The organism is Pseudomonas sp. B33.4, assembly GCF_034555375.1.
GTDB lineage: Bacteria > Pseudomonadota > Gammaproteobacteria > Pseudomonadales > Pseudomonadaceae > Aquipseudomonas.
In genome coordinates this window covers 6390334-6404045 of sequence record NZ_CP140706.1, presented here as the reverse complement: position 1 = coordinate 6404045, position 13712 = coordinate 6390334, and the positions used below count along the sequence as shown (strand labels likewise).

The 13712-nt window shown below is 61.4% G+C and carries 13 protein-coding genes; 1 reads left to right on the top strand and 12 read right to left on the bottom strand.

Annotated features, from left to right (window positions below):
- Positions 1 to 59 precede the first annotated feature (59 nt).
- The 6 genes from U6037_RS28495 to exbB all read right to left on the bottom strand — a co-directional run bounded on the left by U6037_RS28495 (position 60) and on the right by exbB (position 6972).
- Complete coding sequence (locus U6037_RS28495; RefSeq protein WP_016985804.1) at positions 60 to 1460, bottom strand: aminoacyl-tRNA deacylase and HDOD domain-containing protein; 1401 nt, start codon at positions 1458 to 1460, stop codon at positions 60 to 62.
- A 79-nt stretch (positions 1461 to 1539) separates the two neighbouring features.
- Positions 1540 to 3615, bottom strand: a complete 2076-nt coding sequence (recG, locus tag U6037_RS28490; RefSeq protein WP_322845264.1) for an ATP-dependent DNA helicase RecG — start codon at positions 3613 to 3615, stop codon at positions 1540 to 1542.
- Between the two features lie 9 nt (positions 3616 to 3624).
- Positions 3625 to 4554: a hydrogen peroxide-inducible genes activator gene (locus U6037_RS28485; RefSeq protein ID WP_007920331.1), complete on the bottom strand. Its 930-nt coding sequence runs from the start codon at positions 4552 to 4554 to the stop codon at positions 3625 to 3627.
- A 280-nt stretch (positions 4555 to 4834) separates the two neighbouring features.
- Positions 4835 to 5581, bottom strand: coding sequence for a TonB family protein (locus tag U6037_RS28480; RefSeq protein ID WP_038359287.1), 747 nt, complete (start codon positions 5579 to 5581; stop codon positions 4835 to 4837).
- Positions 5578 to 6006: a TonB system transport protein ExbD gene (exbD, locus tag U6037_RS28475; protein ID WP_322845263.1), complete on the bottom strand. Its 429-nt coding sequence runs from the start codon at positions 6004 to 6006 to the stop codon at positions 5578 to 5580. The genes U6037_RS28480 and exbD overlap by 4 nt, the downstream gene beginning before the upstream one ends.
- 6 nt (positions 6007 to 6012) lie before the next feature.
- Complete coding sequence (exbB, locus tag U6037_RS28470) at positions 6013 to 6972, bottom strand: tonB-system energizer ExbB (RefSeq protein ID WP_322845262.1); 960 nt, start codon at positions 6970 to 6972, stop codon at positions 6013 to 6015.
- A gap of 188 nt (positions 6973 to 7160) precedes the next feature.
- Between exbB and U6037_RS28465 the strand changes: the two genes are divergently transcribed.
- Entirely contained in the window at positions 7161 to 8018 is an 858-nt protein-coding gene (locus tag U6037_RS28465) for an SDR family oxidoreductase (RefSeq protein ID WP_322845261.1), read from the top strand.
- 139 nt (positions 8019 to 8157) lie between these two features.
- Here U6037_RS28465 and U6037_RS28460 read toward each other — a convergent pair whose 3' ends face one another.
- The 6 genes from U6037_RS28460 to U6037_RS28435 form a co-directional block, all read right to left on the bottom strand.
- A complete protein-coding gene (locus U6037_RS28460) occupies positions 8158 to 8898 on the bottom strand; it encodes a hypothetical protein (protein WP_322845260.1) in 741 nt (246 codons plus the stop codon).
- Between the two features lie 69 nt (positions 8899 to 8967).
- Positions 8968 to 9348 (bottom strand): RidA family protein, encoded by a 381-nt coding sequence (locus U6037_RS28455; protein WP_003229509.1) that lies wholly within the window; start codon positions 9346 to 9348, stop codon positions 8968 to 8970.
- A 24-nt stretch (positions 9349 to 9372) separates the two neighbouring features.
- Positions 9373 to 11478: a bifunctional GTP diphosphokinase/guanosine-3',5'-bis pyrophosphate 3'-pyrophosphohydrolase gene (gene spoT / locus U6037_RS28450; protein WP_007920338.1), complete on the bottom strand. Its 2106-nt coding sequence runs from the start codon at positions 11476 to 11478 to the stop codon at positions 9373 to 9375.
- 57 nt (positions 11479 to 11535) lie between these two features.
- Positions 11536 to 11799 (bottom strand): DNA-directed RNA polymerase subunit omega, encoded by a 264-nt coding sequence (gene rpoZ, locus U6037_RS28445; RefSeq protein WP_123469860.1) that lies wholly within the window; start codon positions 11797 to 11799, stop codon positions 11536 to 11538.
- A 168-nt stretch (positions 11800 to 11967) separates the two neighbouring features.
- A complete protein-coding gene (gmk, locus tag U6037_RS28440; protein ID WP_322845259.1) occupies positions 11968 to 12588 on the bottom strand; it encodes a guanylate kinase in 621 nt (206 codons plus the stop codon).
- A 12-nt stretch (positions 12589 to 12600) separates the two neighbouring features.
- Entirely contained in the window at positions 12601 to 13464 is an 864-nt protein-coding gene (locus U6037_RS28435; protein WP_322845258.1) for a YicC/YloC family endoribonuclease, read from the bottom strand.
- Between the last annotated feature and the right edge of the window lie 248 nt (positions 13465 to 13712).

Sequence of the window (13712 nt, the reverse complement as noted above, 5' to 3'; positions counted from 1 at the left end):
AAACAACGCTCTGATGGCCCGCTCTCACGAATAAGAATGATCTCGTGAGAGCGGGTTGTTTATGCCTGGCTGAACTGCGAGGCCAATTCACGCAACAGCACTTCGGCCTCAAGCACTTTGCTGACAACGTCGTTGGCCTTGTCGCGAGTCAAACCCACACGTTCAAGCAGCGCATCCGGAATATCTTCATCCGGGCCAGAGCCAATTCCGCGACTGCGCAGCAGGCGCACGGCCAGGCAGACGAGGTTCGGGTATTCGGCGTAGGCGCCGTCGTAGCTTGGGTCGTGCTGGAAGCGCAGGGCGGTGGCCAGCTCATCCGGCATGTCCCAATAGCGCATCAGCCACGAGCCGATCTGTTCGCGGCTGATACCGAGCAAGTGTTGCTCGATGTAGCTGTGGCACAGGTGCGGGTTGACCTCCAGGTGGCGGCAGATCAGCGAGAAGTGCGGCGGGAACACGTGGGCCAGCAGCAGGTAACCGAAGTTGTGCAGCAGACCGGCCAGATAGGTCAGGCCGGCTTCCGGGCGCTGGGCGCGCGGCATGGCGCGGGTCAGGCCTTCGATGACGGCGGCGGTGTAGATCGACTGCTGCCAGTACGGCGTGGTGTGTTGCGGGTGGTCTTTCGGCAGGCTCAGGGTCTTGCCGAGGGCCAGGCCCAGCGCCAGATTGATCACCAGATCGAAACCGAGCACACGAACGATCGCGTCTTCCACCGAACGAATCTTGCCCGGCGAGGCGTAGTACGGCGACGCCGCCCAGCTCACCACTTGTGCGGCCAGTGCCGGGTCGGTTTCAACGACGCCGGTGATGTCGTCGATGGTGGCGTTGGGGTCGACGCGCAGTTTGATGATTTTTTGCGCGGTCTCGGCCAGCGGCGGAATCTCGATGGTCGCTTCCAGACGCTGCTGAATACGCCGCGCAGTGAAGGCTTGTACGGCCTGAGTGATTTCCTCGCGGTCATCGTCCGGGCGGTCGAGGTTCGGACGGATGCTGCTCAGGGCTTCGCCGAAATTGGCGGCGCTGGCCTTGGTCAGCATGGTCTTGAAGTCTTCGCTGGCGATTTCCAGCAGCAGGCCCGGCTCGCCGGAGTTGATCAGCAACTTCGGTTCGCGCAGCAGGCTTTCTTCGTAGAGGCACGGCGAACTGGTCAGCGCCGGCAGGCCCGGCAGCAGGCTCAGGCTGTGTTTGCCGAGCATCTTTTCCAGGCGCTCGGTGGACACGGCAGTCAGGCGACGGCCCGTCAGTTCGGCGAGGCGATTGAGGTCGAGCAATTGGCTCTGCGGAAACAGCACCATCAGCGCGCCGACGGCGTCGTCCAGCAACACGGCTTGTACCTTGCGCGAGGCATTGAGGCCGTGGTGGTCGAGCACTTCTTCGTAGGCGATCCCGAGTTTGCCTAGCAGCAGCCGAATGACAGACGGCGCGTGCGGGGATTCGGGGGCGAGAGCGGCTTCGGTCATGATCTGTATCCGTTTTTGAAACAATGGCAGGAGTATAACCACCTTGATCAGAACGATCTGTCAGAAACTGCGACGGTGCTCACACTTGGCCGTATTGCTGCCCGTGGCGCAGCCAGCGATCGAGTAATGGGCTGACGTGGGTTGGCCAGCGTTCCAGCAAGGCTTGCGCGGCGTCGCGGACGGCGGGCAGCAGGTCGGCGTCGCGCATCAGGTCGGCGACTTTGAATTGCAGCAGGCCAGTCTGGCGGGTGCCGAGCATTTCCCCGGGGCCGCGCAGTTCGAGGTCTTTTTCGGCGATGACGAAACCGTCGTTGGTCTCGCGCATGATGCCCAGGCGCTGACGACCGATCTGCGACAGCGGCGGGTGGTAAAGCAGCACGCAATGGCTGGCGGCGCTGCCCCGGCCGACCCGACCACGCAACTGGTGCAGTTGCGCGAGGCCTAGTCGCTCTGGGTTTTCGATGATCATCAAACTGGCGTTGGGCACGTCGACGCCGACTTCAATCACCGTGGTGGCGACCAGCAGTTGCAGGTTGCCGGCCTTGAATTCGGCCATGACGGCGGCCTTCTCGACGGGTTTCATGCGCCCGTGAATCAGCCCGACTTTCAGCTCGCCGAGGGCGAGGGTGAGGTCTTCAAACGTGGTTTCGGCGGCTTGGCAGGTCAGCTCTTCGGATTCTTCGATCAGCGTGCACACCCAATAGGCCTGACGGCCTTCAGCGCAGGCACCGCGCACGCGTTCGATGACTTCGACGCGACGGGTGTCGGTCACCAGAACGGTGTTGACCGGGGTTCGTCCGGGTGGCAGTTCGTCGAGGATCGAGGTGTCGAGGTCGGCGTAGGCGCTCATCGCCAGTGTGCGTGGAATCGGTGTGGCGGTCATGATCAGCTGGTGCGGGCACATGCGTCCGCCGACGCCTTTCTGGCGCAGTGCCAGACGTTGCTGCACGCCGAAGCGGTGTTGTTCGTCGATGATCACCAGCGCGAGGTTCTTGAACTGCACTTCGTCCTGGAACAGCGCGTGGGTGCCGACCACCATGGGTGTGCCGCTGGAGATCTGCTCCAGCGCGGCGACGCGGTTCTTGCCCTTGAGTTTGCCGGCCAGCCACGCGACTTCAATGCCCAACGGTTCGAGCCAGCGTTTGAAGGTGATGAAGTGCTGCTCGGCAAGGATCTCGGTCGGCGCCATCAGCGCGACTTGATAACCGGCCTCCAGCGCTTGCAGGGCGGCGAGGGCGGCGACCACGGTTTTACCCGCGCCGACGTCGCCCTGAATCAGGCGCAGCATCGGTTCGTGCTGGCTGAGGTCGTAGGCGATTTCATTGCCGACGCGCTGTTGTGCACCGGTCGGGTTGAAGCCGAGGTTGGCCAGATATTTCGGCGGCAGCTTTTTCGCTTTCGGCATGGCTGGCGCGCGCAGCGAACGCATGCTTTCGCGCAGACGTTGCTGTGAAAGTTGGTGCGTCAGCAGCTCTTCGAAAGCGAGGCGATGCTGGGCCCAGTGATGGCCGAGGGCGAGTTCGTCGACGTCGGCATCGGCGGGCGGGTTGTGCAGGTAGCGGATCGCATCGGCCAGCGGCGCGAGTTGATAGTCGCGCGCCAGTTCGGTTGGCAGCCAGTCGGGCAGGGTGTCGGGCTTGAGCATCGTCAGCGTCTGCAGACACAACTGGCGCAGACGCGCTTGGGTCAGGCCTTCGGTGAGCGGGTAGACCGGGGTCAGGGTTTCATCGACTGGCGGCGGCTCGTCGCCAGTGATGGCGCGGTATTCCGGGTGGTAGATTTCCAGTCCTGACGCGCCGGGCCGGGCTTCGCCGTAGCAGCGAACCCGCGTGCCGCGCTTGAGGCCTTCTTTCTGCGCGTTGCTGAAATGATAGAAGCGCAGACTGAGACCGCCGGTGCCGTCCTGCAGGCGCACGACAAGGCTGCGGCGGCGGCCCATGACCACGTCGGCGCCGCTGACGGTGCCTTCGACCACGGCGTCCTGGCCCGGTCGCAGCGCGCCGATCGGCACCACGCGGGTGCGATCCTGATAGCGCAGCGGCAGGTGGAACAGCACGTCCTGCAGATTCTCCAGGCCGACCTTGGCCAGTTTCTCGGCCATGGCTTCGCCGACACCCTTGAGTGCCGTCACCGACACTTGCGACAGCTCAGTCATGACGCTCGCTTAACCGGCCGTAACCGGCGCCGCTGGCTTGGCCACCGAACACAGGCGAATGGAGTCGGCGAGGATCTCGATGGCTTTCGGCCGTGGGAAACTCGCACGCCAGGCAATGGCCACGGTGCGAAACGGCACTGGCGGCGACAGCGGACGCACTTCGATCACGCCCGGGGCGTAGTGATGGCTGTCGACGGCCGACAACGGCAGGATCGAGATGCCCAGACCGGACGCGACCATGTGGCGAATGGTTTCCAGCGAGCTGGATTCGACCGTGGTGTGTTTGGCGCCGTCGTTGCCCTTGGTCAGGGTCGGGCAGGCTTCCAGCACTTGATCGCGGAAGCAGTGGCCTTCGCCGAGCAGCAGCAGGCTCTTGTCGTTGAGCAGGCCGGCGTCGATGGTTTCTTTTTGCGTCCACGGGTGCTGGGCCGGCATCAAGACGTAGAACGGCTCGTCGTACAGCGGCAGGGTCAGCACGTCGGCTTCGTTGAACGGCAGGGCGATGATGATCGCGTCGAGCTCGCCGTTGCGCAGTTTGTCGCGCAGCACGTGGGTGAAGTTTTCTTCGATGTACAACGGCATCTGCGGGGCGACCCGGTGCAGTTGTGGAATCAGGTGCGGGAACAGGTACGGGCCGACGGTGTAGATCGCGCCGACTTTCAGTGGCGCGGTCAGCTGGTTCTTGCCGGCCTGGGCCAGTTCGCGGATGCCTTGCGCTTGCTCAAGGACTTTCTGTGCCTGGGCGACGATGCCTTCGCCAACCGGGGTCAGGCGCACGGCACTTTTGCTGCGCTCGAAAATCAGCACACCGAGTTCGTCTTCAAGCTTTTTCACGCCCACCGAGAGGGTTGGCTGGCTGACGTGGCAACGTTCGGCGGCGTGGCCGAAATGCTGCTCTTGGGCGAGGGTAACGATGTAGCGTAATTCTGTGAGGGTCATAGCAAGCGTCCATGAAGATGCGGGCCAAGCATACCGGCTGCAATCGATAGACGCACGTTATCAGACTGAGTGAGGAATGCGACACCGGGCAATGTGGGTTTGCCGCGTGCAGATACGCAAAAGGCACCTTTCGGTGCCTTTCTTGGCTGGATCATCCGGCTAGCAGAGAACCCTTGTAGGAGTGAGCCTGCTCGCGATAGCGGTGTGTCAGTCAGAAAATCATCGTCTGACACTACGCTATCGCGAGCAGGCTCACTCCTACAGGGTATTGCGGTGTTGCTTAGCGGCGGCGTTCGAGGGAGTAAACAAACGGCGCAACAATTTCGATCGAGCCGTTGTTGAGCATGTCGGCCGGAGGCTTGGGCAGCGGTTGTGCGCGGCGGATCATTTCCAGGGTAGCCCGGTCCAGATCGGCGTTGCCGGAGCGGCCCACCAGTTCGAACGACAGCACATTACCTTCGGCATCCACCACGAAACGCAGACGGTTCAAGCCTTCCTTGCCCCGTGCCTGAGCACTGGCCGGGTACTTTTTGTACTTGGCCAAATGCGCGAGCAGGGTGCCTTGCCAACTGGCTTTCGCAGCCATCTGAGCCGGTGAAGGACCCGGTGCAGGCTGGGCGGATTTCTCCGTCGGTGCCTGAGTCGGTTGGGTGTCGGCCGGTTTCTCCTCGGAAGGTTTTTCCTTCGGCGGATCAGGCAACTTCTTCTCGACCGGCTTCGGCGGTTTAGGCTTTGGCTTCGGCTTGGGTTTCTGCACCGCGATTTCAGCTTTCGGGGCTTCGGCCAGTTTCGGAATCGGCAACTCTTCTACCGGAGCCGGTGGCTGCGGCGGTGTGACGACTTTCGGCGGAGCAGGCGGTGGCGGGGCCGGAACCGGTGCCAGTTCGACCATCATTGCCTGTGGGGGCAATTCGATGGGCGGGCGGGCGGTCCAGTTCAGCGCCAGCGCGATGGCCAGCGCATGAACGCCCAGCACCACGGCCAGGCTACCGCTGTAACGCGTCAGCTTATGGCGCGTCGTGATCATTTCTTGGCTGCCGTCTCAAGTCCGACCAGACCGACCTTCAGGTAACCGGCGCCGCGCAGCTTGTCCATCACGCTCATGAGGTCGCCGTAATCCACGCCTTTGTCGGCCTGGAAGAAGATGGTGGTGTCTTTCTTGCCCTGAGTCTTGGCGTCGAGCACGGAGCCAAGGGTTTCGGCCTTCACTTCGTCGTCGCCGATGTACAGGCGCTGGTCAGCTTTGACGCTGAGGAACACCGGTTTCTCTGGCCGCGGCGCCGGTTTGGCGGTCGAGGCAGGCAGGTCGACTTTGATGTCCACGGTGGCCAACGGCGCGGCCACCATGAAGATGATCAACAGCACCAGCATCACGTCGATGAACGGCGTGACGTTGATTTCGTGGTTCTCGGCCAGATCGTCGTCTGCGCCTTCTTTCAAATGCAGGCCCATGGCCGATTACCCCACTTTGACCATGTGCGGCTGCGAGCTGCGCTCAGGCTGGTGATCGAGGTCACGGCTGACCAGCAGCAGCACTTCTGCCGAGGCGTCGGAAACCTGCGCCTTGTAACCGGCGATGGAGCGGGCGAAGACGTTGTAGATAACTACTGCTGGAATTGCCGCGACCAGACCCAATGCAGTGGCCAGGAGTGCTTCAGCAATACCGGGCGCGACGACAGCAAGGTTAGTGGTCTGGGTTTTGGCGATGCCGATAAAGGAGTTCATGATGCCCCACACTGTGCCGAACAGGCCCACGAACGGCGCGGTGGAACCGATGGTGGCGAGGACGCCGGTGCCGCTGCTCATGTTGCGACCGCAGGCTGCAACCAGACGCTCGAGACGGAAGCTCACGCGTTCCTTGATGCCTTCTTTCTCGCGGCTGTTGACCGACAGGCGCATTTCTTCGAGGGCGTCGTGCACCAGCAGGTTGGCGAGGGTGCCTTCCTTGCCGGCCGTGGCGCTGGCTTCTTTAAGGGTGGTGGCTTTTTTCAGGGCTGCGATTTCGCCACGCAGACGACGCTTGGCGCCCATCAGCTCGAAGCCTTTGGCAATCCAGATGGTCCAGGTGATGATCGACGCGATGGCCAGACCGATCATCACGATTTTCACGATGATGTCGGCATTCTGGTACATGCCCCAAGGCGACAGGTCGTGCGCCATGCCCAGGCTGTTGTCAGCTTCGAGGACTTCAGGCGCGTCGACAGCGTCGACAGCCTGCACCGGATCGGTTGCAGCGGGAGCAGCGGCAGGCGCGTCAGCAGCAGGTGCGTGCTGTTCGGTGGCGGCCGGGGCGGCTGGCGCTTGGGCGTCGGCGAAAGCGGCGGTCGGTGCCAGCATCAGGCTGAGCAGCAGAGCCGCCACCGCGCTCCAGGCGCGAGGTCGTTTGGTTGGCGAAGCGGGGATTTGATTACGTGTCATGCTGGCCGGACCTGAGATAGAAAAACGGTGATGCTCTACCAGGCCTCGTGAGGCCGAGAACAAAAGTGGCGTGCATTATTGCAAGTAATTCTTGTTAACAAAAGTAATAGAGTATCTTTTTTTCTACCATTGCTAGCCGTTCGTCCTGTGCCAGAGCTAGTCTGTGCCTTTCCGATAGGAGTTTTTTGATGTCCGCGCCTTCTGTTTTGATTGCCGGTTGTGGTGATGTCGGCGGTCGTCTGGCCACGCAATTGCTGACGGCTGGTTGGGAAGTTCATGGCCTGCGCCGTGACGTTTCGAAGCTGCCTGATGGGGTGATCGGCGTTGCCGGTGACCTGTTCAACGAAGACTGCCCGGCGACCTGGCCGGTGGGTGCCGTGGACTATCTGGTGTATTGCGCCGCCGCCACCGATCACGATGAGGCCGGTTATCGCGCGGCTTATGTGCAGGGTTTGCAGAATGTCCTGAGCTGGCTGGACGATTACGGGCAAGTGCCTGAGCGGCTGATCTTCGTTTCCAGCAGCAGTGTGTATGGGCAGCAGGAGGGTGAGTGGGTCGATGAGAGCTCAGAGACCATCGCTGCCGGATACTCCGGGCGGTTGATGCTGGAGGCTGAGCAGGTGGCGCTTAACAGTGGCATTCCCGCGAGCATCCTGCGTCTGACCGGCATCTACGGCCCGGGCCGCGAATGGCTGTTGACTCAAGTGCGTCGCGGTTATCGCGTGGCGGTCGAACCGCCGCTGTATGGCAATCGGATTCATGCTGACGATGCGGCCGGGTTGCTGGCATTCCTGTTGGAGAAGGCTCGGCAGGGCGTGAATCTGGAAGATCTCTACATCGGCGTCGACGATGCACCGGCGCCATTGGCGGAAGTCGTGGGCTGGTTACGCGAGTATCTGGGCGTTACCGAGTGGGCGGACGACGCCAGCGTTCGGCGAACTGGCAGCAAGCGCTGCAGCAATGGCCGGGCGAAATCGTTGGGCTGGACGCCAATGTACCCAAGCTATCGCGAGGGCTATGCCGCGATCCTCGAAGGTAAATGCTGACTTCCTGGCACCCCAAAACAACTGTAGGAGTGAGCCTGCTCGCGATGAGGTCATAACATTCAACACTTGTGCTGACTGTTAAACCGCTATCGCGAGCAGGCTCACTCCTACAGGGGATATCTGCGAATTCAGAAGCGGGTTACTGCTTCTCCAGCAACCACTTGCGCTCACCTGCGGTGAACTGCGGTTGTTCATCCGCCAACGCGGCATTCACGGCCTGGAGGATTTCCAGCTCTTTGCCCTTGCGCACAAAGATCCAGTTATTGCCCTGACCGTTCTGCTGCAACCATATGCTGTCGTTGGTGCTGCTCATCGACGCGCAATCGCCCGCGAGACACAAGGCGTAACGGTCGGCCCCCGGCAATCCGGAGACTTGGCCGTCAGCCTGGAACTGCACGGTGCCGCCTTCGCCCTGACCGCTGGCGATTGTCCAGCTGCCGCCCATGTAGGCCGAATACAGCGCGCGTTCGAAACTGGCGCCAATTGGTGCGCCTTCCGGCACCGGAATCTGTGCGCGGTCGAACACCTGCTCGGGTTCGTTCTCGCTGGCGGCTTGCTGCAGTTGCCCGCCGTCGCGTTTCAGCTCGCTGGCGGAGCTGCCATAGAAGTCGACTTTCCAGGCGCCGGATTTTTCACCCAGCAGCCGCCCTTCGACGTTCTCAAAACCGTTGGTGTAGCGGGCCTGACCGGCCTTGGTGTTGACGTCCCATTCGAGGTTGGGGCCGTAAGCCTGAAGCGCTTCGCGCAGGGGACCGCCCTTGGCTGCGGCATCGATCGCCACCTGATTGATCCAGGTGCCGCTGATGTCACGGTCGGCAGGGTTGCTGGCGCAGCCGCCGAGGAAAATGGCGAGCAGCGGGAGAGCTAGCGCTTTGCGCATGGTGGAGTCCTTTCAAAACCTTTTCTTGCTGAGCAGTCGGCGCGGCGTTTGAAAACCGCGCCGTGCGCATCACTCGATGACCAGAATGGCATCCATTTCAACCTGCGAACCCTTTGGCAGGGCAGCCACGCCGATGGCGGCGCGGGCCGGGTACGGCTGGTCGAAGTACTTGCCCATGATCTCGTTGACCTTGGCGAAGTGGCTCAGGTCGGTGAGGAAGATGTTCAGTTTGACGATGTCCTTGAACGAACCGCCAGCGGCTTCGGCCACGGCTTTGAGGTTCTCGAACACCTGGACGGTCTGGGCTTCGAAGCCTTCAACCAGCTCCATGGTTTTTGGGTCCAGAGGAATCTGACCCGACATGTAAACGGTGTTACCGGCCTTGATCGCCTGGGAGTAAGTGCCGATGGCGGCCGGGGCCTTGTCGCTGGTGATAACAGTCTTGGTCATGTATGACTCCTTGTAATGGTTGAGTTATGCACGCATGCGGGTGATGCGGATCACCCCGGTCAGGGCGCGCAGCTTCTTGATCACGCGGGCCAGGTGCACACGGTCGTGAACGCTGACCACCAACTGGACAACGCTGATGCGACCATCGCGTTCGTCCATGCTGATTTTCTCGATATTGCCGTCAGCCGCGTTGACGCTGCTGGCGAGCAGGGCGATCAGGCCGCGCTGGTGTTCCAGCTCGACACGCAGTTCGACGTTGAATTCGCCGGTGACATCCTTGGCCCACGAGAGCTGGATGCATTTTTCCGGGTTATGCCGGATTTCGCTGATGTTGCGGCAGTTGTCGAGGTGCACGACCATGCCTTTGCCCGCCGACAGGTGCCCGACAATCGGGTCGCCCGGGATCGGCGTGCAGCACTTGGCGTAGCTCAGCACCAGACCTTCGGTACCGCGAATCGCCAGCGGGCCTTCCGGGCTTGGCAGTTGTTCGCCTTCGCCGAGCAGGCGGCGGGCAACGACGTAAGCCATGCGGTTGCCGAGGCCAATGTCTTCGAGCAAGTCTTCGATCAGTTCGAGGCGGTACTCGGTGAGCATCGCCTTGACGCGTTCGGCCGGGATCTTCTCCAGCGAACTGTCGAAACCGTTGAGTACCTTGTTCAGCAGGCGTTCGCCGAGGCTGATGGACTCGGAGCGACGTTGCAGTTTCAGCGCATGGCGGATGTGCGTGCGCGCCTTGCCGGTGACGACGAAGTTGAGCCACGCCGGGTTCGGCCGTGCGCCGGGGGCGCTGACGATCTCGACCGTGGAGCCGCTTTGCAGCGGTTCGGACAGCGGTGCGAGACGACGGTTGATCCGGCAAGCGATGCAGCTGTTACCTACGTCGGTGTGTACCGCGTAGGCAAAGTCGACCGCCGTGGAGCCTTTCGGCAGCTCCATGATCCGGCCTTTGGGTGTGAACACGTAGACCTCGTCCGGGAACAGGTCGATCTTCACGCTCTCGATGAATTCCAGCGAGTTGCCGGCACGTTGCTGCATTTCCAGCACGCCTTTGACCCACTGGCGGGCACGGGCGTGAGTGCCTTTCGGCTGCTCGTCACCGCTGGATTTGTACAGCCAATGGGCGGCGATGCCGTTGTTGGCCATCTCTTCCATTTCGCGGGTACGGATCTGAATCTCGATCGGTACGCCGTGCATGCCGAACAGCGTGGTGTGCAGCGACTGATAGCCGTTGGCCTTGGGGATCGCGATGTAATCCTTGAAACGCCCCGGCAACGGTTTGTACAAATTATGAACAGCGCCCAGCACGCGGTAGCAGGTATCGACCTTGTCGACGATGATCCGGAACGCGTAGACGTCCATGATCTCGTTGAAGGCCCGACGCTTGCCGCGCATTTTCTTGTAGATGCCGTAGAGGTGTTTCTGCCGACCGCTGACTTCGCCCTGGATGCCGTCGATAGCGAGGCAATGGCCAAGGGATTCTTCGATCTTGTTGACGATTTCCTTGCGGTTGCCCCGGGCGCGTTTGACCGCCTGGTAGATCCGCGCGGAACGCATCGGGTGCATGGCCTTGAAACCAAGGTCTTCGAATTCGATGCGGATCGCATGCATGCCCAGCCGGTTGGCGATGGGCGCATAGATTTCGAGGGTTTCCTTGGCGATCCGGCGGCGTTTTTCGCCGGACAGCACTTCCAGCGTGCGCATGTTGTGCAGGCGGTCGGCAAGCTTGACCAGGATCACGCGAATGTCGCGCGCCATGGCCATGGCCATTTTCTGGAAGTTTTCGGCTTGGGCTTCGGCCTTGGTCTCGAAATTCATCTGGGTCAGTTTGCTGACCCCGTCGACCAGTTCGGCCACGGTTTCACCGAACTGCGCTTGCAGCGCTTCTTTGGCGATACCGGTGTCTTCGATCACGTCATGCAGCATCGCGGCCATCAGGCTCTGATGGTCCATGTGCATGTCGGCAAGAATATTGGCCACGGCAAGAGGATGCGTGACGTACGCCTCGCCGCTGCGACGGCGCTGACCGTCATGGGCTTGTTCGGCGTAGAAATACGCTCGGCGGACCAGGTTGACCTGGTCGTTGCCGAGGTAGGTCGATAAGCGATCGGCGAGGGCGTCTATGCTCGGCATGATGATTCCTGCCGTAAGCTGTGATCCCGCGCCGTGCTACGTCGACCAGGCATAGGCTTAGACGGCCTCGTTGGACTCGTCCTCGAACGCAGCGAAGACCGGGTCTTCGTGGACGATTTCCTGCTCGGCGATGAACTCGTAGCTCATCAGGCCTTCAGCGATTTCACGCAGGGCAACAACGGTCGGTTTGTCGTTTTCCCACTGAACCAGTGGCTCTTTGCCGCCGGTGGCCAGTTGACGGGCACGTTTGGTAGAGAGCATGACCAGCTCAAAACGGTTTTCCACGTGGTTCAGGCAGTCTTCAACGGTTACGCGGGCCATGGTATTCCTCGGAGCGAATGCAATATGCGCGCTGCCCGGTTGGGCGAGCGGACTCAACAGTTTAAAAAATCACCAGCGATTAGGGAAGCGCTGATTTTTTAACCAAGCCCTTCAACGCGCTGCAAGCACCAATGTAAAGCGCTTGCAGCGGTTTTGGGAAGTGTTGATTTAACCCAGCAACTCAGCCAGCAATTTGCCGAAACGCTGCTGTTGGCGTTTCTGTTGCAGCTGATTGGCGCGGAAAATCGCCTTCAGATCATCCAGCGCGTGGGCGAAATCGTCGTTGATGATCAGGTAGTCGTACTCGACATAGTGACTCATTTCGCTGACCGCTTCGCGCATCCGGCCGTCGATGATCTCGTCGCTGTCCTGACCGCGGTTGGTCAGGCGTTGGTGCAGGGCCTGAAGCGACGGCGGCAGGATGAAGATCGAGCGTGCCTGCGGCATCAACTTGCGCACTTGCTCGGCGCCTTGCCAGTCGATTTCAAGAATCAGGTCGTGACCTTCGTCCAGCGTCTGCTGCAGGCGGCTTTGCGAGGTGCCGTAGAAGTTGCCGAAGACTTCGGCGCGTTCGAGGAAGTCGCCGTGCTCGCCCATTTTCACGAACGCTTCGCGTGAGACGAAGTGATAGTTCACGCCGTCCACTTCACCCGGTCGCATGGCGCGGGTGGTGTGCGAGACCGAAACGCGGATTTGCGCGTCGGCGTCGGTCAAAGCCTTGACCAGACTGCTCTTGCCCGCGCCGGATGGCGCGGAAATGATGTACAGGGTGCCGGTGCTGTGGGTCATGTCGGGGTAGCCTTACTCAATATTCTGCACTTGTTCGCGCATCTGCTCGATCAACACCTTGAGGTTGACGGCGGCCTGGGTGCTGCGCGGGTCGAAGGCTTTGGAGCCCAGTGTGTTGGCTTCGCGGTTGAGCTCCTGCATCAGGAAGTCGAGGCGACGCCCGGCTGCTCCGCCGGACTTGAGCACCCGGCGCACTTCGATGATGTGGGTGCTCAGGCGATCCAGTTCTTCGGCCACGTCGCTCTTTTGCGCGAGCATGACCATTTCCTGTTCGAGGCGTTGCGGATCCAGTTCGGCCTTCATATCGGTGAAGCGGTCGAGGACCTTCTGACGCTGAGTGGCGAGCATTTGCGGCACCAGTTCACGCAGGGTCACGACGTCTTCTTCGATAGAGGTCAGGCGCTCGTTGATCAAGCGTGCCAGCTCCGCGCCTTCGCGCTCGCGGCCGGCCTTCAACTCTTTCAAGCCTTGATTGAACAGGGCCAGTGCGTCGGCATTCAGTGCTTGCGGGTCGCTCGCATCACCGACCAGGACGCCAGGCCAGGCCAGCACCTCGAGCGGGTTCAGTGCGCCAGGATTCTTGATCAGGCCGGCAACGGTCTCGGCCGCAGCGACCAACTGCGCGGCGCGCTCGCGATCGACTTGCAGCGTTTTGCCGGTGCTTTCTTCGGTGAAACGCAGGGTGCATTCCAGTTTGCCTCGCGACAGGCCCTGACGCAGCGCTTCACGCACCGCGCCTTCGAGGTCGCGAAACGACTCCGGCAGGCGCAGGTGCGGTTCCAGATAGCGGCTGTTGACCGAGCGCAGTTCCCAGCTCAGTGTGCCCTGGGCGCCGGCTTTTTCGACGCGGGCGAAGGCGGTCATGCTGTGCACCATGGCGGTGACCTCGCAATGCAGATCGGCGCAGCAGGGATGTTCCGCAGGCTCGATATCAATGAATTTAAGCCGACTGGCAGCAAAGGCGCAGGATTGTAGCGCAGTGCGGCGAATGCGCCCAAACACACGGTGTGACAAAGGGCTGCAGCCCGTCGGTAATGGGTGTTTCAAGGGCTTCAGTCGTCGACCCGATTTTTTAGCGAGTGCCCAGGGGCGGTGCAGCGCTCTATAATGCTCGGCAGTTTTCC